Annotated in this window: 17 protein-coding genes; 3 read left to right on the top strand and 14 right to left on the bottom strand. The window is 66.7% G+C overall.

The annotated features are described in order from the left end of the window. Positions 1-3 precede the first annotated feature (3 nt). Both glmU and glmS read left to right on the top strand, forming a co-directional pair. Positions 4-1,362, top strand: a complete 1,359-nt coding sequence (gene glmU, locus B5X82_RS09970) for a bifunctional UDP-N-acetylglucosamine diphosphorylase/glucosamine-1-phosphate N-acetyltransferase GlmU (RefSeq protein ID WP_079648014.1) — start codon at positions 4-6, stop codon at positions 1,360-1,362. A 79-nt stretch (positions 1,363-1,441) separates the two neighbouring features. After that, positions 1,442-3,268, top strand: coding sequence for a glutamine--fructose-6-phosphate transaminase (isomerizing) (gene glmS / locus B5X82_RS09975; protein WP_079648015.1), 1,827 nt, complete (start codon positions 1,442-1,444; stop codon positions 3,266-3,268). A 162-nt stretch (positions 3,269-3,430) separates the two neighbouring features. Here glmS and B5X82_RS09980 read toward each other — a convergent pair whose 3' ends face one another. The 10 genes from B5X82_RS09980 to B5X82_RS10020 all read right to left on the bottom strand — a co-directional run bounded on the left by B5X82_RS09980 (position 3,431) and on the right by B5X82_RS10020 (position 15,360). Further along, a complete protein-coding gene (locus B5X82_RS09980; RefSeq protein ID WP_079648016.1) occupies positions 3,431-5,491 on the bottom strand; it encodes a family 16 glycosylhydrolase in 2,061 nt (686 codons plus the stop codon). Positions 5,492-5,620: 129 nt separating this feature from the next. Further along, positions 5,621-6,790 carry a nucleotidyltransferase domain-containing protein gene (locus B5X82_RS09985; protein WP_079648017.1) on the bottom strand — a complete coding sequence of 390 codons (1,170 nt, stop codon included), beginning with the start codon at positions 6,788-6,790 and terminating at the stop codon, positions 5,621-5,623. Next, entirely contained in the window at positions 6,780-8,588 is a 1,809-nt protein-coding gene (locus tag B5X82_RS09990) for an ABC transporter ATP-binding protein (RefSeq protein ID WP_079648018.1), read from the bottom strand. The genes B5X82_RS09985 and B5X82_RS09990 overlap by 11 nt, the downstream gene beginning before the upstream one ends. A gap of 33 nt (positions 8,589-8,621) precedes the next feature. Further along, on the bottom strand, positions 8,622-9,593 hold the full coding sequence (locus tag B5X82_RS09995; RefSeq protein ID WP_079648019.1) for a serine kinase: 972 nt from the start codon (positions 9,591-9,593) through the stop codon (positions 8,622-8,624). After that, the gene (locus B5X82_RS10000) at positions 9,590-11,422 is read right to left on the bottom strand and encodes an asparagine synthase-related protein (RefSeq protein WP_176152522.1); all 1,833 of its coding nucleotides are present in this window, start codon (positions 11,420-11,422) and stop codon (positions 9,590-9,592) included. The genes B5X82_RS09995 and B5X82_RS10000 overlap by 4 nt, the downstream gene beginning before the upstream one ends. A gap of 38 nt (positions 11,423-11,460) precedes the next feature. Next, complete coding sequence (locus tag B5X82_RS10005) at positions 11,461-11,892, bottom strand: lasso peptide biosynthesis B2 protein (RefSeq protein WP_176152523.1); 432 nt, start codon at positions 11,890-11,892, stop codon at positions 11,461-11,463. Further along, positions 11,876-12,187, bottom strand: a complete 312-nt coding sequence (locus tag B5X82_RS10010; protein WP_079648022.1) for a PqqD family protein — start codon at positions 12,185-12,187, stop codon at positions 11,876-11,878. The genes B5X82_RS10005 and B5X82_RS10010 overlap by 17 nt, the downstream gene beginning before the upstream one ends. A gap of 90 nt (positions 12,188-12,277) precedes the next feature. Beyond that, positions 12,278-12,418, bottom strand: a complete 141-nt coding sequence (locus B5X82_RS26350; protein WP_125724813.1) for a lasso RiPP family leader peptide-containing protein — start codon at positions 12,416-12,418, stop codon at positions 12,278-12,280. A gap of 617 nt (positions 12,419-13,035) precedes the next feature. Next, positions 13,036-14,043: a phosphoribosyltransferase family protein gene (locus B5X82_RS10015; RefSeq protein WP_079648023.1), complete on the bottom strand. Its 1,008-nt coding sequence runs from the start codon at positions 14,041-14,043 to the stop codon at positions 13,036-13,038. Positions 14,044-14,241: 198 nt separating this feature from the next. Then, positions 14,242-15,360, bottom strand: a complete 1,119-nt coding sequence (locus B5X82_RS10020) for an NAD(P)/FAD-dependent oxidoreductase (RefSeq protein ID WP_079648024.1) — start codon at positions 15,358-15,360, stop codon at positions 14,242-14,244. Between the two features lie 130 nt (positions 15,361-15,490). On the opposite strand from B5X82_RS10020, the gene B5X82_RS10025 reads away from it, so the two are divergent. Continuing rightward, positions 15,491-16,468 carry a glycosyltransferase family 2 protein gene (locus B5X82_RS10025; protein WP_223811380.1) on the top strand — a complete coding sequence of 326 codons (978 nt, stop codon included), beginning with the start codon at positions 15,491-15,493 and terminating at the stop codon, positions 16,466-16,468. A gap of 38 nt (positions 16,469-16,506) precedes the next feature. Here the strand turns inward: B5X82_RS10025 and rfbC are convergent, their stop codons facing one another. From rfbC to B5X82_RS10045, 4 genes are read right to left on the bottom strand one after another with little or no spacing between them, the layout of a single operon-like run. Then, positions 16,507-17,055 carry a dTDP-4-dehydrorhamnose 3,5-epimerase gene (gene rfbC / locus B5X82_RS10030; RefSeq protein WP_079648026.1) on the bottom strand — a complete coding sequence of 183 codons (549 nt, stop codon included), beginning with the start codon at positions 17,053-17,055 and terminating at the stop codon, positions 16,507-16,509. 10 nt (positions 17,056-17,065) lie between these two features. Continuing rightward, positions 17,066-18,391 (bottom strand): NAD(P)H-dependent oxidoreductase, encoded by a 1,326-nt coding sequence (locus B5X82_RS10035; RefSeq protein ID WP_079648027.1) that lies wholly within the window; start codon positions 18,389-18,391, stop codon positions 17,066-17,068. Between the two features lie 20 nt (positions 18,392-18,411). Continuing rightward, on the bottom strand, positions 18,412-19,185 hold the full coding sequence (gene rfbF / locus B5X82_RS10040) for a glucose-1-phosphate cytidylyltransferase (RefSeq protein ID WP_079648028.1): 774 nt from the start codon (positions 19,183-19,185) through the stop codon (positions 18,412-18,414). A 17-nt stretch (positions 19,186-19,202) separates the two neighbouring features. After that, the gene (locus tag B5X82_RS10045; protein ID WP_079648029.1) at positions 19,203-20,273 is read right to left on the bottom strand and encodes an NAD-dependent epimerase/dehydratase family protein; all 1,071 of its coding nucleotides are present in this window, start codon (positions 20,271-20,273) and stop codon (positions 19,203-19,205) included. Between the last annotated feature and the right edge of the window lie 937 nt (positions 20,274-21,210).

The following is a 21,210-nucleotide window of genomic DNA, read 5'->3' on the forward strand; positions in this document are numbered from 1 at the left end:
ATCATGACCGACCGCCCCTTCGCCGCCTTGATCCTTGCCGCCGGCAAGGGCACCCGCATGAAATCCGATCTCCACAAGGTGCTGCATCCGATCGCGGGCAAGCCGATGCTGGGCCATCTGATCGCCGCGGTCGACCGGCTCGGCGCCGCCCGCAAGCTGGTCGTCACCGGCGCGGGGCGCGAGCAGGTGGAGGCGTTCGTCGCGCCGCTCGGCGTCGAGGTGGCGACGCAGGAGCCGCAGCTCGGCACCGCCCACGCCGTCCAGCAGGGCGAGGCGGCGCTCGCCGATTTCGACGGCGACGTCCTGATCCTCTACGGCGACGTGCCGCTGGTGCCGGCCGAGACGATCCGCCGGATGCTCGATCGGCTGCAGGCCGAGGACGCCCCGGTCGCGGTGGTGCTCGGCTTCCGGCCCGACGACGCGCTCGCCTATGGCCGCATCCTGGCACGCGGGGACGGCACGATCGACGACATGGTCGAATATAAGGACGCGACCACCGAGCAGCGCGCGATCGACCTGTGCAATTCCGGCCTGATGGCGGTGCGCGGGCGCGAGCTGTGGCGGCTGCTGGCCCAGGTCGGCAACGACAATGCCGCCGGCGAATATTACCTGCCCGACATCGTCCGCATCGCGCGCGCCGAGGGCGGCCGCTCGGTCGTGGTCGAGGCCGAGGCCTGGGAGGTCGCCGGCGTCAACAGCCGCGCCGAACTGGCCGCGGTCGAGGCCGAATGGCAGCGCCGCCGCCGCCTCGCCGCGATGGCCGACGGCGCCACGCTGATCGCACCCGAGACGGTGTGGTTCAGCCACGACACCATGGTCGGCCGCGACGTGGTGATCGAGCCGCACGTCGTGTTCGGCCCCGGCGTGACGATCGAGGACGGCGTTACCATCCGCGGCTTCAGCCATATCGAGGGCTCAACCATTCGGACAGGTGCCGAGATCGGCCCCTATGCACGGCTGCGGCCGGGGGCGGACATCGGCGAGGGTGCGAAGATCGGCAATTTCGTCGAGGTCAAGAACGGCCGCTTCGGCAAGGGCGCCAAGGCCAATCACCTATCCTATATCGGCGACGCCGACGTCGGCGCGAAGGCGAACATCGGCGCGGGCACGATCACCTGCAACTATGACGGCTTCCTCAAATATCGCACCGTCATCGGCGAAGGCGCCTTCATCGGATCGAACAGCGCGCTGGTCGCGCCGGTGACGATCGGCGACGGCGCGATCGTCGGCGCGGGATCGACCGTCACACGCGACGTCGAGGCCGATGCGCTGGCCGTCGCGCGCGGCCAGCAGGAAAGCCGCACCGGCTGGGCCGCCCGCTTCCGCGAGGCGATGAAGATCAAGAAAGCCGCACGCAAATAGGGATGATTGTCAGCCGCGATTAATAGTGCTTTGAGCACGGAGCGGCCGGATGGTCGTGACGGATGCGGGGCGTTAGTCGATGTGTGGCATTATCGGCATATTGGGCAAGGAAGACGTTGCGGGGCGGCTGCTCGAAGGGCTGCGGCGGCTCGAATATCGCGGCTATGATTCGGCGGGCATCTGCACGATCCATGATGGCGCGCTCGATCGCCGCCGCGCCGAAGGCAAGCTCGACAACCTCGCGAAAAAGCTGGCGGCCGAGCCGCTGCCCGGGGTGATCGGCATCGCCCATACCCGCTGGGCGACCCATGGCGCGCCGACCCAGGACAATGCCCACCCCCACGCGACCGGCGAGGTGGCGCTGGTCCACAACGGCATCATCGAGAATTTCAAGCCGCTCCGCGACGAGTTGATCGCCAAGGGCCGCACCTTCGAGAGCCAGACCGACACCGAGGTGGTGGCCCATCTGATCTCCGCCGACGTCGAGGCCGGCATGGACCCGGTCGAGGCGGTGCGGACCAACCTCAAGCGGCTGCACGGCGCCTTCGCGCTGGCGATCCTGTTCCGGCGCGATCCCGACATGCTGGTCGGCGCCCGGCTCGGTTCCCCGCTGGTCGTCGGCTATGGCGAGAATGGCGAGACCTATCTGGGCTCCGACGCGCTGGCGCTCGCCCCGCTCACCCAGAAGATCGCCTATCTCGAGGAAGGCGACTGGGTCGTCATCACCCGCGAGAAGACCCAGATCTACGACCGCGACGACCAGCCGGTCGAGCGTGCCGTCGTCCATTCGGGCGTGTCGAACCTGTCGATCGACAAGGGCAATCACCGTCACTTCATGCTCAAGGAGATCTACGAGCAGCCGATCGTGGTGGCGCAGACGCTGAAATCCTACGTCCGCCGCCTGGAAGAGCAGGTCTCGCTGCCGATCCCCGACTTCGACCTTGGCACGATCCGCCGGGTATCGATCGTCGCCTGCGGCACGAGCTTCTATGCCGGCATGGTCGCCAAATATTGGTTCGAGCAGTTCGCACGCGTGCCGGTCGACCTCGATGTCGCGTCGGAGTTCCGCTACCGCGCGCCGGTGATGGAGGAAGGCGGCCTCGCCCTGTTCATCAGCCAGTCGGGCGAGACCGCCGACACGCTGGCGGCGCTGCGCCACGCCAGGTCCGAAGGGCAGAAGATCGCGGTGGTGGTCAACGTCCCCACCTCGACCATGGCGCGCGAGGCGGACCTGCTGCTGCCGACCCATGCCGGGCCCGAGATCGGCGTCGCCTCGACCAAGGCGTTCACTTGCCAGCTCGCGGTGCTCGCCGCCTTCGCCGCCAATCTGGCGCGCGCCAAGGGCCGGCTCGACGCCAAGGCCGAGAAGGAGGTCGTCCGCCACCTGTCGGAGGCGCCGGCCGCGATCAACGGCGCACTCGCCTATGACGAATCGATCGAGGCGATGGCGAGCGTGATCGCCGGCGCCCGCGACGTGCTCTACCTGGGCCGCGGGCCGGACTATCCGCTGGCGCTGGAAGGCGCGCTGAAGCTCAAGGAGATCAGCTATATCCACGCCGAGGGCTATGCCGCCGGCGAGATGAAGCATGGCCCGATCGCCCTGATCGACGAGAATGTTCCCGTCATCGTCATCGCGCCGAGCGGCCCGCTGTTCGACAAGACCGTGTCGAACATGCAGGAGGTGCAGGCGCGTGGCGGCAAGGTAGTGCTGATCTCCGACTATGACGGCATCCAGGCGGCGGGCGAGAATTGCATGGCGACGATCACCATGCCCAAGGTCCACCCGCTGATCGCCCCGATCGTCTATGCGATCCCGGTCCAGCTGCTCGCCTATCACGTCGCCGTGGCGAAGGGGACCGACGTCGACCAGCCCCGCAATCTCGCCAAGTCGGTGACGGTGGAATAGGCCTCCAGAGTACCGTGTGTTCCACCACTTCCGCTCAACCTGAGGAGCCATTGAGCGAAGGCGAAATGGCGTCTCGAAGGTCCTTCGAGACGGGCCTTCACCTTCGTTCAGTCCCTCCTCAGGATGTGCGGAGGTGGTGTATCAAATGAGCCGCACGATACCCTAGACCACGAAATCGGCGGTGCCGATCCATGCCGGATCGACTGCGCCGAGGTCGACCGCCGAGTCCACCGTCGCGCCGCCGCTGCCCGAATAGAAGATATAGGTATCGGCGCCGACCTTCATCGCCGCCACCTCGCCCAGGCCGGGATGGGCGTCGAACAGATGCTGCGCCTCGGCGGCGGCCGCCGACAGGCTGGTCTGCGCCGCGCCGGTCAGGACCGCGGCGGGCCGGAAGCCGATCGACAGCCGGTCGACGCCGTCCTGGAAATCGGTGATTCGGTCGGGCGCCGCCAGGATCGAGCCGCTGCCCGCGAAGACGAAGCGGTCGATCCCCGCCCCGCCGGTCAGCAGGTCGGCGCCGAGATCGCCCGACAGGATGTCGTTGCCGTCGCCGCCGACCAGCGTGTCGTTGCCCTGCCCGCCGCGCAGATAGTCGTTGCCGACCCCGCCATCGACCTGGTCGTTGCCAAGATTGCCGTTGATGCTGTCATTGCCTTCGCCGCCCCGGATCGAGTCGTCGTCGGCGCCGCCGTTGACCCGGTCCGATCCGTTGCCGCCGTCGAGCGTGTCGTTGCCGGCATTGCCCTGCAGATAGTCGCTGCCGTCGCCGCCATCGATGAGGTCGGCCCCGTCCGGCCCGCCATTGGGCGACTGGCCATAGAGATGGTCGTTGCCCGCACCGCCATGGATGGTGTCGGCGCCAGCCCCGCCCTGGATATTGTCATGCCCGCCGGTGCCGGTCAGCACGTCGTTGCCGGCCGGCGCCTGCCCCGGCGCGGAAGGCAGCTCCGACAGCGTATAGGCGCGGACATAGTCGATCTTGTAGTCGGCCAGCAGCGATCCCGTCGTCCCCGACGTCACCGCCAGGTTGAGGATCATGTAGAAGGGCTTGTGCATGTCGTCGGGGGTCGACGCCGTCTTCACGGCGGTCCCGTCGATATACCAGGTCAGCGAATCCTCGGTCCACAGCAGGCCGTAGCTGTGCATTCCCGAGGTCGCGCCGTCGACGAAGGTCTTGGTGTAGGATTGGGTGTGCGTGCCCGTCTCCTTGGTGTGGAGCGTCTGGACGGCCTGTTCGGTGCCATAGGCCTCCATGATGTCGATCTCAGGCGGCCAGGAGCCGTCCGCCGGCATCAGCCAGAAGGCCGGCCACGCCCCCTTCTCGGCGGGCAGGTCCAGCCGCGCCTCGAAATAGCCGTAGGTCTGCGACCACACATCGCGCGTCGTGATCGCGCCCGACATATAGTCATAGTTCCACAGCGCGCCCTTTGCGTCGGTGGGCATGTCGCTGGCGGTGATGGTGAGCACGCCGTCGGCGATCCGGAACGGATTGAGACCGAGCTCGGTGGCACCGGTCCCCTTGAGCTGCGGATCGACGTAGATCTCCTCCTCGCCATTGCCGCGCAGCGTCCGGTTGTCGAGGCCGCTCTTGTAGTTGCCCCCGCCATACCAGGTCTTCCACGTGCCCCCGCCGCCGCCGCTCCACAGATCGAAGCTGTCGAACTCATCGGCGAAGCTGAGCGTCAGGCCGGACCGGTCGAGCGGAAGCTGGAAATTGTCGGCGGTGAAGTCGCCGATCGAGGCGTTCCTGATCGTCACCATATCCTGGCCGGACAGGCGCAAGAGGACGTCGCCGCCCTGCTGCGTCATCGCGCTCACAACGGTCTGGAAGTTCTTGAAACTGGTGAGGCCGGCAAGGCGGATGACATCGGCGTCGTCCGCATTGCCCGGCTTGAAGTCATTGACGACGTCGTTGCCAGATCCCGTGCCGAAGATGAAGACGTCTGATCCGCCGCCACCGGTCAGCGTGTCGCTGCCGCCGCGTCCTTCGAGCTGGTTGGATTCGCCATTGCCGACGATCCGGTTGGCGAGCGCGTTGCCCACCCCGGCATAGCCGCCCCAGATCTCCAGATTCTCGACATTGTCGGGCAGGACATAGTTGGTCTGCGCGATCACCTTGTCGGTGCCGCCGCCCGCCTGTTCGACAATATATTTCGGAACCGTACCAATAGAATAGGTATTCGAGGACGCATCCCCGATGATCTCGCCACTATAATTCATGATTGCCCGCCTGCTCGCATGCCCAATGCCATGAAGCCGGACGGTTTACGAATCCTAAAAGCCCGCCAGGGTCGAAATGACTTTCGGTAATCTACTTATTCTAGCCGAAATGACACGGTACTATTCATTTTAGCGTGAGGTCAGGCGGCTGATCTCGGCAGCGGCGGCGAAGCCCGCCTCACTTGCATAGGTACCGATCCGCCCGAACGGCCCGATCGGGTCGCACAGGTGCCAGAGCAGGCGCCGCCGCTTCGGCCAGGCGATCGCCGGGTCCTCGGGGGACAGGCTCATCGCGGCGAGCGTCGCCGGGTCGAGCGACCGCATCGGCCGCCTGACCGGCGCCGGCGGGAGCGCGACGGGCAGCAGCGCCCCCGCGCAGTCCCAGGCAAAGGCGAGAAGGTGACGAATGCCCTGCGCCCGCGCGACGACGTCGAGCACATGGCGCTCCTGGTCGGACATGGCAAGCAGCTGCGCCGCGAGATCGGCGAGATAGCGCAGCGAATGCTCGCGATGGAAGGCCGCCTTGACGAAGCCGATCGCGGCAAGGAGGCAGGCGTGGATCGTCGAGAGCACCGGGATCTCGGCGCTGCCGAGCGCCATGCGGCGGCCATTGCCGATATAGGACGCCAGCTCACGCGGTGCCGGGCAACCCGGCTGCTGGACGCGGTGGTGGAGATCGACGGTGGCGAGCGAACGGCCGGGCGGAACGAAATGCTGCTCTCCCAGATAATGGAGCCACCAGCGGCTCTCGCAGCGATCAGCCGGTGCATAGCCAAGCGCGCGCAGCACCTCCGCCGCGCGGTCATAGTCGTGGCGGTCGACCAGCAGGTCGAGGTCCGATGAGGGCCGGGCGAAATAATCATCATAGAGCGCACGGAGCAGCAGCGGCCCCTTGAGCACGACGAAACCGACGGAGGCCGCGTCGAGTGCGCCGCTCACCCGCTGCACGGTCGACAGGTTGACGCTGTTGATCATCAGCGACCGCTGACGGAACGCCTTGACGGCGGCGCCGACCTTCGGCGGCGCGGCGATCCCGCTGACGAGCAGGCCGTGCTGGACCTGAACGAGCAGCCGCCCGCGCGCCGCCATGCCGATCAATTCATCCCAGTCGAACCGGTCGCCGCGCGGCGGCAGCGGCCGTGCGACTCCGTCGAGCGCGCTCGCCAGCAGCGACAGCAACAGGACATGCTCGGCCCGACGATCGATCCCGGTCGCGACAGCCTCCGTCGTCACCGGACGATCGAACGCGCCGTCCAGCGCGGGCGCGAGACCGCCGACGGGGAGCGGTTCACTCGCCATGCGACGCCGGCCTGGTGACGGAGGCAGCCGGCGCACGGCCGGCCCGCTGCGGGGGAAAGGGGACGACGCCGTCGAGATCGGCGGATCCGCAGATATGGACGCGCCCCTGCTCGATCCGGACGACCTGGTCGGCGATTGCGGTGATCCGGGCGCGGTGGGCGATGATGAGGATCGCCATCGTCCCGCGCAGCCGTTCGAGCGAGCGGATGATCAGCGTCTCATTATCCTCGTCGAGCGCGCTGGTCGCCTCGTCGAGGATCAGCAGGTCGGGACGGCGCAGCAGCGCCCGGGCGAGCGCGATGCGCTGGCGTTCGCCGCCCGACAGGCGGATGCCGCGATCGGCGACGACGGTATCGAGCCCGGCCGGCATGCGCGCGACGAAGCCGGCCGCGCCGCTCGCCTCCAGCGCCGCCCACATCTGCGCCGGATCGGCACCGGGCGCGGCGACGGCGAGGTTGGCGGCGATGCTGTCGTTGAGCAGAAAGCCGTCCTGCGGGACATAGGCGACCCGATCGCGCCAGGCGCGCAGGCCGCAATGGGCGAGCGGCCGACCATCGAGCAGCACCCTGCCCGCGCTCGGCTCGACCAGCCCCATCACCATGTCGGCAAGCGTCGTCTTGCCGCTGCCCGAGGGGCCGGCAATGGCGGTGATCCGGCCGGCGGGAATGGCGAAGCTCACGTCACGAAGCACCGGGAGGCCTGCGCCATAGTCCATGCCGACCTGGTCGAACCGGATTTCCTGCCGCAGCGGGGGAATGGCGGCGAGCCCGGCGACTTCGGCCTTCTCGCGGTCGGCCTCGAACCGCGCGATCAGCCGCCGCGAATCCTGCCAGGCAGGCAGGTGCGAGAGGAGCTGCTGGAGCGAGTCCTGGATCATGTTGAAGCGCGGGCCGATCCGGACGAACAGGAACAGCAGCACCGCGATCCGCGCCAGCGGCAGGTGGAGCACCGCGACCGAGACATGGATGAAGCCGACCGCCGCGACCGCGCCGACCAGCTGGAACAGCAGTGTGCCGTTGGCGGTCGCGCGGGCGAAACGGATCATCTCCTCGCGTACGTCGCGGAGCATCGCCTCCAGCCGCGCGGCATAGCCCGCCTCGGCGTTGAACGCCTTGGCGACCTTCATACCGGCCAGGAACTCGGAGATCATGTGCTGCTGGTCGGCAAGCGAAGCGCCGAGCGTCTCGCCAAAGCGGGTCGCCCGGCGGCGAACCGGATAGAGCGCGAGCAGTACGACACTGCCGACGCCGATCGCGAACAGCGTCATCACCGGCGAGATCGCGGCGGCGAGCACCGCATAGATCGCCACCATGACCAGCGCCTGCAACAGCAGCAGCAGGTTATAGACGGCGGCGCGGACCCGTTCGACGTCGCCGGTCAACGCCTGCTGAAGGTCGGCGGCACGGGTCGCCGCGACGCGGGTCCAGCGCGCGGCCCCGATCGCGCGGAACAGCCGCAGCCGGATCGCGTCGACGCAGAGTTGCATCATCCGCGCGACATGGACCGCCTTGAACCGGGTGAGGACCGCCTGCGCGGTGACGAAAGCCAGGAAGCAGCCGAGCAGCGGCACGAGGCTCAGCCTGGTGGCCGGATCGAACAGATGCCCGACCAGCGGCAAGCCCGCCATCGGCACGCCGCCGCCCGCCCCGCCCGCGAACTGGAGCAAGGGGATCAGCAGCAGGATCGAGACGCCTTCGGAGAGGCTGCCGAGCAACAGCAGGACGAGCGCCATCATTCCCCGGCCGCCGCTGCGCCGCAGGACGAAGCCGGCGAAATCGGCTATCGGCCCGATCGTCATCGCCTGCCCCCGATCCGGACCGCGCCCTGCATCTCAACGCTCGCCGAGCAAGGCGTGGACGAAGGCCACCGTTTCGTCGAGCCGATCGAGGCCCACCGGCACATGGAGCCGCGACACCTGCGCGGTACGGGCGAGCCGGCCGCAGCGTTGTAGATGCTCGGCCTCCGCCGCTCCCGCCAGCACCGCGCGCCCGAAGCGCGCGATGTAGGAGAAGCGCATGACGGCGCCAAGCGCATCGAAGCCTTCGAGCGGCTCGACCATCGGCGCCTCGCCGCCGCGTTGCAGGACGAAGATATGGTCGGGCCGCACCTGCCGGTGGGAGAATCCCCCGCCGAGCCGGAACTGGCGCTTGGGCAGGCTGGCATGGGCCAGCGGCAGCGCCTCCGCGTCGCCGAGGTCGATCGCGGCCGAGCTTTCCTCGGACAGCTTGAGCTGGGCGAAGGCGGGCAGGATGCGCGGCACGAGCGGATCGACCAGGTCGATCGCCAGCAGGTCGTCGGTCAGCAGGCGATGGCCGGCCTCGACGAACGCCCCCGCCGTGGTCGATTTGCCCGCCATCTTGTCGCCGACGAACACCGCGCTCCTGCCGCCGATCGCGACCCCGCTGGCGTGGAGCACCAGCGCGCCCCGCATATGCAGCATCAACCCGAACACCGGCCCCAGCAGCGGAAAGGCGAGCAGTTCCGCCGAGATGCCGGGATAGGGCTCGACATCGATCCGAGCGGGGCCGTGGAAGCGGAAGGCGGCGACACCGGGCCAGGCGAGATAATGGCCGCCATCCGGATCGAGGTCGATCACCACCCCGCTTGCTTCGGGCGGCAGCGGGCGACCGCAGGGCTCTAACCGGATCGACAGGTCGGCGTCCCGGCCGGTCAGTTCGGACGGCGAGAGTTCGGGCAGCGGGATGTCGGAACGGATCGACAAGCCGAAGGCGAAATATTCGGTCGGGGGCGGCCCCTGAAGGGTCGCCGCCTCGCCGAACTCCTCGCGGCTGAGCTTCCTCACGCGGCGGCCTCCCTTTCGGCGATGTCGGTCCAGCTCCCCGAAACCCGTTCGCGGTGGTCGAGCCAGACCGCCAGCATCAACACCCGCCAGGCCGCGAACAGCGACGCGCCGTCGACCGCCCGCCCCTGGTCGAGCAGCCGACCGATCGCATTCCGCGCGACGTCCATATCGACGAAGCGGCCGATCCCTGCCCTGTCGCGACCTGCCAGGTCGGCGAGGGCCGCGCGCCGGCGCAGCAGCGCATCGGCGAGCGCGGGCGCGAAATCATATTTGTCGGGCCGCAGCCGCACCGGATCCGGCAACAGCCCGGCCATGGCCTGCCGCAGGACATAGCGGGGCAGGCCATCGTTCAACTTGTGGTGCGACGGCAGCGACAGGCAATATTCGACCAGACGCAGGTCGTAGAAGGGATAGAGGGCGGCGACCCCGGCCGCAGCGCCCATCCGGTCGAGCACCTCGAAGGCGTAGCCTTGCTGCGGCGCGGTCAGCAGTTCGACATGGACGTCGCGCTCGCAGTGGCGCGCCGAGCCCTTGATCGAGCGGTCGGCATGGCGGTCGGCAAGGTCGACCCGCGCGGCAAGGCCGGGTTCGACCAGCGCGTATCCGGCGGCTTCCGCCGGCCCGCCCCATCCAAGCCGGGCCTGGATCCGCGCCCGGCGCCCGCGTGCGAAGCGGACAAAGCGGTTGTGGCTCAGATAAGGGGACAGGATCGACCAGCGGCCGACCCCGTAAAGGCCCGCGATCCCGGCACTCTCCCGCCAGAGCCGCCGCCAGTCGCCCCGCGCCGCAAGCTCGTTGAGACGCCCCAGCCCGTGCGACACGACCTCGTCGCCGCCATGGCCATCGAGCAAGCGGGTCAGGCCCGCCGCCCGCGCCCGGCGGTAGAGGCGGCGCGACAGGCTGGCATTATAGGCGACGAAGGGCCCCTCCTGCTCGTCGATCAACTCGGGCAGCTCGGCAACCGGGTCGTGATCGGCGGCATCGATGAAGCGCGGGTCGAAGCCTCCTTGGCCGAGAACCGTCTCGATGAATGGCCGCTCGTTCCAGCCGGGCGTGTCGTCCAGCATCATCGACAGGCTCGGCATCGGTCGCACGCCTTGCGCCGCCTGGACGGCGACCGACGAGGAATCGAGCCCGCCGCTCAGCATCACCCCGACGCCGTCGCCCCGCGCGCGGCGACGGGCGACCGCCTCGGCGAAGAGGGCGCGGAACCCCTCGGCCGCGTCGGCGCGCTCCTCGACCGGCACCTCCTGTGGATGCCAATAGCGCGCGATCCGCGCGCCGGCCTCCGTCAGCGTCAGGCTGTGGCCGGGCGGCAAGCGGCGGATGCCGTGGTGCAGGGTGATCGCGCCGTCGGCATAGCCGCCGGCCAGCAGGTCGGCGAGGCCCTGTTCGTCGATCGCGTCGCCAACCGCGGGAAGCGCGGTCAGGAAGCGGGTAATGCCCGCCGCGGCGAACAGCCGGTCAGCAAGCGCATAATAGAAGGGGCGGATACCGAAATGGTCGCGTGCGCAGAAGATCGAGCCCCGCCGTTCGTCGCGGATCACGAAGGCGAAGTCGCCGGCCAGACGGCGGACGCAATCGCCGTCCCAGCGGCGATAGGCGGCAAGGATGACGTCGGCATCGGACGATCCCGGATGGAGCCGCAGCGCCGCGATCAGGTCGCGGCGATTGTCGAGCCGCGCATCGGCCGCGACGAGCATCGTCGCGTCACCAGCCCCTGCGATCGGCCCGGAGGCCGCCATTGCCCAGGTGCGGCCCCGCCGCCAGTGGCAGGGCCCACGGGCGCGCAACGCAGCCTCGGCACGATCAGGCAGGGCTTCGGCCATGGGGGCGCCGTCGCGGCGGAACAAGGCCGCGAAACAGCTCATCGCAGGCCGGCCTGCAGATCGATGAGCGGCGTGAAGCGAGCGAGTTGCTCATCCTGTCCGCCGATCAGCACGACGTCGCCGTCGACCAGCCAGGCATGCGCGGCGATCCGCCCGTCCTCACGCTGGCGGACGCCGATCCGGACGCGGGTCGGATGACCGGCACGAGCGCGGAGATAATGGAGGGCGAGCGCCTGGGTGAGGCAGGTCGCCCCCGGCACGATCCGCGAGCAATGCTTCACGCACCATATGTGGAGATGCGCGTGCGTGCCGGACGGGCGCGCGGGCGCCGCCTTCGCGATATGATCGAGCACGGTGCGGTAACCAAACAGGGCGAGACCGATGCGGATGGCGGCCACGACCGCGAGGCATTGCGCGAGCAGGCGCCCATGCCGCCACGCGAGTGCGGCGCGCCTACGCAGCCGGAGCATGCCCGGTCCAGGCATCGACCCCGATCTCGACCAGGCCGGCCGCGCGCATCGCCTCCAGCAGGGTATCGAGGTCGCGCGTGCAGCGATCGGGATCGACATCGAAGGTCTCGAGAACCGACCGGCGCAACGCGCCGACCTCGGCATGGTCGCCGAGCCGGCTCCAGACATGGGCGCTCACCCGGTTAAGCTTGAAATAGCGCCGCGTCCGCAGATTGAGCAGGACGGCACCACCATCGAGATCGCAATGAACCACGTCGCCACCGGGCGTGACGAGCGAAGACGGATTGATCGGCATCTGTTCCCCGACAGGATCTTCAAGGACGGGAGACGGACGAAGATGGCCAACTGCGGTGTCCCGCAGCTGGCCAGTTCGTCGCGTCTCCGATCAGGAAAAGGTCAGGTCGGAAACCGGGGTTCCTGCGGAGAAGCTGGCGTCGAGGACCGAACCGTTCGCTCCGCCTTCGGTGATCTCCTCGAACAGGCCCGCATCGATCAGTTCGGGTGTCTCATATTCGGCTTTGGGCATTACAACCTCCCATGAACGCAAAAAGACCGGCCATGTGAGCCAGCCGCCCCATAGCCGGTCGACCGAAAGACTGTTCCCCGCATCGAAATCTGTCAATAACGCAGCAAAGTTTACTTAAGCACTTTCACGGTTCATCGACCATTCATCATAGTCCGAACCAAACACAATCATCCTTTTTTACAGATAATCTTCATTATATTTTACAAAGATTTTGCGATCTTCATTAAAGATAAGCTTGAAGATTTTAACGACATATCGTCACGATGTCAGATTTGATCGAGAAATTACATGGATTTTAACTTTGGTTAATTGATCCTCTTGAACAGATCGACTTTCCCCGGCCGACCAGCCTATCATTTGGTCATCGCCGCTGGCGGATCATCTTCCTCCGTAAAATCCCCTATCCGCCATTACTCGCCGGCACCGGTTCGCCGAGGAGCGGGCAGCACCACCGCCCATTGCGGACGCGGTACGATGGGCCGTGGGGATCGCGAGGCCGTTCCGCACCCGTTGGCACCCATTTCCGGCAGTGCCCTGCCCTTGGTGCCCGCGAGGATGCTGCGTCGCAGCTTCGCGGCAGGCGGGCTGGCGCGAATCGAGGACCGGGAAACCCGGCCTCAGACCATCAGGGAGCGGAGCTTGCGGACGAATGCGGTACCGATCGGCGTACTGCGGAGCGCCCGCAGCACCGCCTGCCGCATGCCATGCCCCATCGTGTCGGGCAGCGACTTTTCCCGCCGGAAGCGTTCGCGCGCGGCATCGACCTGATGCTGCGGCCAGACGATCCGTTGCGTCTCGATGCTCAGCACGGGGCGGCCGCTGAGATCGGCGATCTCGACCGCCTGGCGATCCTCGCTTTCGACGAACAGACAGGCATTGGTCTTGCGATAGACCCGCGCCTTGTGAACCGCATGCATCTTCAGCCGTCGCCGTTCCTCGGCCGAGGGCAGGTCGAGCATCCACAGCCGCTCATAGTCGACGCCGTGCGCGCGCAGCCATTGCTCGGTCTGGGCACGATATTTCTCCAGCCGGCTCGTCACCAGATGCTTGATCGGGACTCCTGGCAGATGAAGCGGCCTCGCGTTGACCAGAAAGCGACCATAGCGTTCGCCGTCGTCATTCTCGTCCTCGGCAGGATCGTGGCAGAGCACCCCGTCGATATCGAAGCAGGCGTCGCCCAGCCGCCGATGCCGCATCAGGTTCCACTGGAAGATGCGCGGGTGGCCGACGATCTCCAGCCAGACGTCGATCTCAGGATGGTCCTCGCGCGCCGCATAGACCGCGCAATAGGTGATGTCGGCGCCGGGCCGCGCCGCCGCCAGCCGGTTCCGCACCTCGACCATCGACTCTCCCGACAGGATGCTGTCGTCGACGACGAGCACCCGTGCCGGCGCCGCCGATCCGTCGACCCGCATCGTCGGCCGGACGGTCCGGCCGACATAGGGGTCGAGCCCGGCGACGAAGCTCTCCAGATCGAGGAAGGGCAGGTTGAGATGGGTAGCGAGCATATTTGCCGCGAGCATGCCGCTGCGCGGTACCCCGACGATCAGATCGATGTCCGCCGGCAAGCGATAGCTGTTCCGCGCAATGGTGGCGGCAAGGTCGGCAAAAGAGCGATATTCCATCGCCGGGACACTCCATATCCCCTGTCCATGACCCCGCAGCGCACCCCTACGCCGCACCCAATAGGCTGAAGCTATTGGATTATTCCCCCTGTGTAATTGGCCATGCTGCAAAGCGGTATCACCGCAGGGCGAAGCGTTGCGCCGCGCGGGACAGCATCGGTTTGTGCGGTGCGGAAAGCATCGGCGCCCCGCCGCTGATCAGCGCTCAGGCTTCCCCATCCCCAGACGGGCCGCGACGAGCTCGGCGATGGCGAGCGAGGCAGTGAGACCGGGGGACTCGATCCCGAACAGGTTGACCAGACCCGGCAGGCCATGTCGCTCGGGGCCGTCGATCCGGAAGTCCGCGACGGGATCGTCGGGACCGCCGATCTTGGGCCGGATGCCGGCATAGCCCGGCCGGAGCTTGTCCGGGTCGATTCCAGACCAGATCAGCCGCGCCGCCGCCAGGAACCGCGCTCCGCGCGCCGGATCGACGCCATAGTCGATCGCGTCGATCCATTCGACGTCGGGGCCGAACCGCGCCATCCCTGCCATGTCGAGCGTCAGATGGGTGCCCAGCCCGCCAGGCACCGGCACCGGATAGACCAGATGGCGGAACGGCACCTTCCCGGCATAGGTGAAATAGACGCCGCGTGCATAACGGATGTCGGGGATATGCTCGGCCGCCAGCCCCTCGGTCGCGCGGGCGAGCCGGTGCGCGGCAAGCCCGCCGGCATTGACGACGTTTCGCGCGACCAGCGTGGGCTCCGCCTCGCCATCGATGTGGAGGCCCCAGCCGTCGCTCCGCCGCGTCAGCCGGGTCGCCTTCGACCGCGCCGCGAAGATCGCGCCGTGCGCGGAAGCCTCGCCGAGCAGCGCGGTCATCAATCCGTGGGAGTCGACGATCCCGGTCGATGGCGAGAGCAGAGCCTCATGGCAGTGCAGCTCGGGCTCCAGCGCCGCGGCCTCGCGCGCGCCCAGCCGGCGCAGGTCGCCGACTCCCGCCGCCTCCGCCGCCGCCATGATCACGTCCAGTCGAACCGCCTGCGCGGTATCCGCGGCAAAGATGATCTTGCCGGTCCGCCGGTGCGGAATCCCCCGATCCGAGCAATAACGATAGAGCAGCTCGCGTCCCCGCGTACACAGCCCGGCCTTCAACGAGCCTGCCGGATAGTAGATTCCAGCGTGGATAACTTCACTATTCCGTGCACTTGTCCACGTGCCGAACGCTTCCTCTCCGTCAATAATGATCGTTTCATGACCGGAAATAGAAAGTTTCCGGCCAACAGATAGCCCTATAACGCCAGCACCAACGACAAGCGCGTCAATAATCCTCATATGTGACTTCCATCACAATCTATTCATGTACTGCTACATTACTGAAACACTTTGTTAAGATGCTTTGCCTCCCCGGCCACTCTGTGCTAGGGGATTTTACGGGGATTGTATGCGTAACACAGGAGGCGCTATGCGCACCGTTTCCGCTGTGGTTCTGACCTACAACCGGAAAGACTTGGTCGAGGAATGCCTGAAGGCGATCCAGGCCCAGACCGTCCCGGTCGAACGGATCATCGTCATCGACAACGGCAGCAGCGACGGCACCGCCGAGATGCTGGCCCGCAACTGGGCGGAGCGGATCGAACTCCATATCCTGCCGAAGAATATAGGCGCAGCAGGCGGCTTCAACACCGGCATCCGGATGGCCTATCGAGCCCAGGCCGATGGGATCTGGGTGATGGACGACGACGTCATCCCGGATTCCGACGCCCTGGAAAAGCTGCTCGACGCCGACCGGCTGCTGCGCGCGCGGGAGATCGACCCGCCCTTCGTGGTGTCGACGGCACGAACGCCGGGCGGGATCGTCACCAACGTCCCCGACATCGACCTGAGCCGCAACAGCCTGTCCTACCAGAACTGGCCCGAGCTGCTCGAACATTGCCTGGTGCCGGTGCGGCGCGCGACCTTCGTATCGATCCTGATGCCGCGTGCGACGCTCGACCAGTTCGGCCTGCCGATCGCGTCGATGTTCATATGGGGCGAGGATACCGAATATACGACGCGGATCACCCGCGAACGGCCCGGCTACCTGGTCGGCGACAGCAAGGCCGTCCACGTCCGCCAGCTCGACGGAAAGCTCGACATCCGTACCGAGGTCAACCCGACGCGGATCGGCTATCATTATTACTTCCTGCGCAACCAGGCCTATAACGTCCGCCGTTACCAGTCGAAGGGCGCCTTCATCCGCCATGTGGCTCGACAGGGCAAGCTGGCGCTCCAGCTCCTCCTCTCGGGCCGGTTCGAAAAGGCGCGGATCGTCGCGGCCGGTACGCTGTCGGGCATGCTGTTCCGCCCGGTGATCGAGTCGGCCGATGCGCCGGTCGACATGTCGGGATGGCAATCCTTCATGATTGTCGCCGACAAGCTGCTGCAGCAGACCGCGGCCTGAGCCGGCCGCGGCGCCCGCCCGGCGGCGAGGCGCGGCGATCAGAATACCGAATCCGCCGACAGGTCGATCAACGGCCAGTTGGCGTCCTTGTCGGATATCGTCGTGACGGGCAGCGGCCAGCTTATCGCGAGCAGCGGGTCGCTGTAGCGCACTCCGCCCTCCGCCTCGGGCGTATAGGGCGCGGTGACCAGATAGCTGACCTCGATATCGTCGACGAGCGTCTGGAAGCTGTGCGCAAACCCGGGCGGTACGTAGAGCTGACGCCGGTTGTCGGCCGACAGCTCGAACCCCTCATGCTTCAGATAGGTCGGCGATCCGCTACGCATGTCGACGATCACGTCGAGGATCCGGCCGCGCACGCAACGGACCAGCTTCGCCTCGGTATGGGGCGGTCGCTGATAGTGCATGCCGCGGATCGTGCCCGCCTGCGCCGACACCGACATGTTCTGCTGGACGAAGTCGGTCAGCAGGCCATGCGCCTCGAATTCCTGGCGGCAGAAGGTGCGCGCGAACATGCCCCGCTCGTCGCCGCGCGGTTCGACGTCGATCAGCCAGGCGTCCTTCAGCGTCGTTTCGTGGAAGATCATGGAAGCTCCCTCAGGCCGCCCGCAGCTTATCGGCGAAATGCTCCTGCTGCTCGGCATAGAGCCGGTCGATCAGGCGCCCCGGAGGCACCGCGACGTCATCCCGGCCGATCGGCTGGTCCTCGGCCACCGGTCGCACCAGCGTGCAGCCGAGCGCAAGACCGAGCGGCAGCAGCCGGTCGCGCTCGATGACGTCGGCATTCTCGGCGACGCCATAGGCCTCGTAGCCGCCGAGCTCGCCGATCACCTCGCCGGGCTGGAGCAGCTTCTTGGCCATCGCGATCACGCCGACCCGCGGCGCGCCTTGCGGCGCCAGCACCGCATCATCGAACAGCGCTGCCCGCGCGATCGAGGTTGGCACCTCGAAATGGCAGAGATGATAGGGGGTGTAGAAGCAGTAATAGGGGCCCGTTCCCAGCTTGTAGAGGTTCAGGAAATGCTGCTGCCGGGGATCATCATGCGTCCCCAGCACGAACACGCCCGGCCCCGGCCGGGCGCCGACCACGTAATCGACCAGGCCCGCGGACGCGCCGTCGAGCGCATCCGCGAAGGCCGCAACGGTCTCCTCCAGCGGGACCAGGGGGGCTGTCGGATTCCCGCCGGAGAAGTCTGGCCCGATCATCCCGCGACGGGCGACGGAAAAGCCCGTGCCGTTGGCGACGATCGCTTGTTCGTAGGAAATCTTGGTGCCGTCCGCGAAGGACGCGACCATCGCCGGCTTCTGCCCCCATTTTTCGGCAAAGGCGCGCTGCGTGGTCGGATTGCGCTTCGGGTCGTGCAGGCCCTTGATGTTGCCGCACAGCACCGGCTTCACGCCGATCCCCGCGACAAAGCGGAACAGGTTCATCTGCACGCCCGGCTGGTCGCCGTCGGAGAAGCTGTAGACCAGTCCCGCGGCATCGGCCTTGCGCTTGAGGATCGGGCCGACGGTGCCGTCGACCTCGGCGTTCATCTGGACGACGTGCTTGCCCGCGCGGATCGCGGCGACGATCACCGCGGCGGCATGCTCGATCGATCCAGTCACCTCGACGACGACGTCGATGCCGTCGGCCTCGGCCAGGCCGATCGCGTCCTCGGTGACGGCGGGCTGACCGGCGGCGATCGCGGCCTCGACGGCAAGCCGGGAGTCGCAGCGGCGCGGCGCGATCCCGAGCGCGTCGAACGCCGCGACGGCGGGCCCGATATTGCGGTTGGCGAGCGCCGCCACCGTCATGCCCGGCGTCACCGTCATGATCTGGCGGACGATCGCGGCACCCTGGAACCCGGCGCCGACGATGCCGACGCGTATCGGCCGCCCCTCTTCCTCGCGACGCCGCAGCGCCGTGTCGACCAGGATCATCGATAGTCTCCCATCGCAGCCTACCAGACCTTCCAGGGGGCTCCATTGGCCCACAATTCCTCGAGCAGATGCTTGTCGCGCAGCGAGTCCATGCTCTGCCAGAAGCCATCATGATGATAGCTGGCGAGCTTGCCGCGCTCGATCAGCCGCTCCATCGGCTCGGCTTCGAAGGTGGTGTGATCGCCGTCGATCAGGTCGAGCAGCTCGGGCTCGCAGACGAAGAAGCCGCCGTTGATCAGGCCGCCGTCGGCCGCCCCCTTCTCGCGGAAACCCTGCACCCTGCCCCCATCCTCGTCGATCCGGAGCGCGCCGTAGCGGCCCGGTTGCGTCACCGCGGTCAGCGTGCACCAGGCGCCCGCCGCCTCGTGCGCGGCGACCACCGCCGGAATATCGACATTGCTGACACCGTCGCCATAGGTGAGGCCGAAGCGCCCGCCCTCGAGCAGGTGGCGCGCCCGCAACAGACGCCCGCCGGTCAACGTATCGTGGCCGGTGTCGACGATGGTGACGCGCCAATCCTCCCCGATCGCCTCGAGCCAGTCGACGTCGCCCGATTTCAGGTCGATCGTGAAATCGCTCGCGCGGCTGCGATAGTTCAGGAAATAGTCGCGGATATATTCGACCTTGTAGCCGCCGATCACCACGAAGTCCTTATAGCCGTAATGGGCATAGATCTTCATGATGTGCCACATGATCGGACGGCCGCCGATCTCGACCATCGGCTTCGGCCGGATGGTCGTCTCCTCGCTCAGGCGCGTGCCGAAGCCACCCGCCAGCAGGGCGATCTTCCTCATTCCGCCATCCTCCGCGATCAGGCCGCGATGGCGGCGGGATCGGACGGCGACAGCCAGCTCAGCGCCTCCGACAGGCGACCGCTGGCGATATGGTCCTGCAGCACTCGCAGCCGGATCAGTGGCGAGGCACGGAAATCTGGATCGGCGAACCCCATCCGGCGCATCCCGGCGATCAGCTCCTCGATAGACCGCGACAGCGTGACCTGCGGCATATGCTGCGGGGCGAGCCGGGCGAACGCGCCGAAATCCACCTGGTACGAGCGGCTGTCGGCCGGTGCATCGGTGTTGATGCTGACGCTCGTCCCCGGCAGTGCGGCGGCCACCGCGCCGGCCAGATCGCGCACCTGGTAATTGGCGCTGTCGATACCGGCATTGACGACCAGGAAGCGACCGCCATTGTCCGCCGGACGGGTCGCCCCCCATTCGATCGCGCGCGCCATGTCGGCGGTGTCGATCAGCGGGCGCCAGGGCGTGCCGTCGCTCAGCACCGTGATCTGGCCACTGGTCAGGGCACAGGCGACGAAATCGTTGAGGACGAGGTCGAGCCGCAGCCGGTCGGACATGCCGCAGGCGGTGGCGAAGCGCAGGCAGGTGACGACCATGCCACCGTCGATCGCCTCCAGCTCGCGCTCCGTGCCGATCTTCGATGCCGCATAGTCGGTGACGGGGTTCAGCGGATCGCCCTCGCGGCGCGGGCCGCCCTCGGCCACGCCATAGACGCTGCAACTCGACGCGAAGACGAAGTTCCGGACACCCGCCGCCGCGGCGAGCCGGCCGATCCGCGCCGAGGCATCCTGGTTGATCGCGCGCGTGACCGCAGCGAAGCGGCTGCCCATAGGATCGTTCGAGACGGCGGCGAGATGGACGACCGCGTCATAGCCCTTGAGCGTGCCTTCATCGAGGTCGCGGACATCGCCGAAGAACTGGCGATCCAGCTTGCGCTCGGGCAGCTCGGTGGCGCCGGTCAGGCAATGGGCAAAATAGCCATTGTCGAAGCCGTCGATCATCGCGGTCGGAAAGACCTCGCGGAAATGCCGGACGACGGCCGGGCCGACATAGCCCATATTGCCGGTGACGAGGATACGCATAGACACTTCCTTTCCAGATAAGCCACTGCCAGAGGCGCGAGCCTCCGGTGCCCCCCGGCACAGTCGATCGACCGGCGCCTTTTCGGACTTCATCCGAAAACGCCGCCGGCACATCCCCGAGTAACTTCAGGTCAGGACAAACCTTGGATCGGTTTGGTAACGTCCAAATAGGATCATGAACCGACCGACCCGTCAACTGGAATTTGTGCAACGCAACCAGTTGACATCCCCACGATCTTAAAGCAGCCTCCAATATCGATCCGTTTCATGACGAGATCGCAACAATTCATTTTTTATATTTAACCACGGTCAGGGGTGGCACCGGATTTACCGGAGTAATGCCTTATGGCTTTTATATTATCACCACTTCACATGGACTTGATCTCCCTAGCATCCATTCGACGGAAACCGGATGGACTCATAGGGATGACGCAGGTCAGCCGCACAAGGCCAAAGAATGAAGCTGGGATTTTCCAAGGCATCGCCGCCATCCCGGGCGATGGAATGTTGCTATGCAGCAGAGCCCCTCGTCATAGTGAGCGCGGGAGACCGATTCGTCTCCGCGATCATTCCGCCACCCTGGGACCAGTTACAGCAAATAACTTCGTCCATTTCCATTTCAAATTTGTAGATTTCGTTCTCGAAACCATCAGTTCAGCGATAGAATGGTTCGCTTTATCGTTTCGGATCATATCCGGTATCATAGACAGCATTTTTACCCTGCATCCGACAGGTCACGACAATGATCGCCATCATCGCGGATTCGGGCGGCATGACCTTGGTAACTACTTTCAGCTCGACACGGCTTTAGACCATTTCACCGCCCGGACACCTCGGCCGGTCGCGGTAGAGACGGGTCGGGATCGTCCGCCTGCCATGGCCGCAGGGCCGCTGGTCGCATCGTATCTCGCTTTTCCAGCCGGACGCGACCAGCTTC

This window comes from Rhizorhabdus histidinilytica, assembly GCF_900167915.1.
Lineage (GTDB): Bacteria > Pseudomonadota > Alphaproteobacteria > Sphingomonadales > Sphingomonadaceae > Rhizorhabdus > Rhizorhabdus histidinilytica.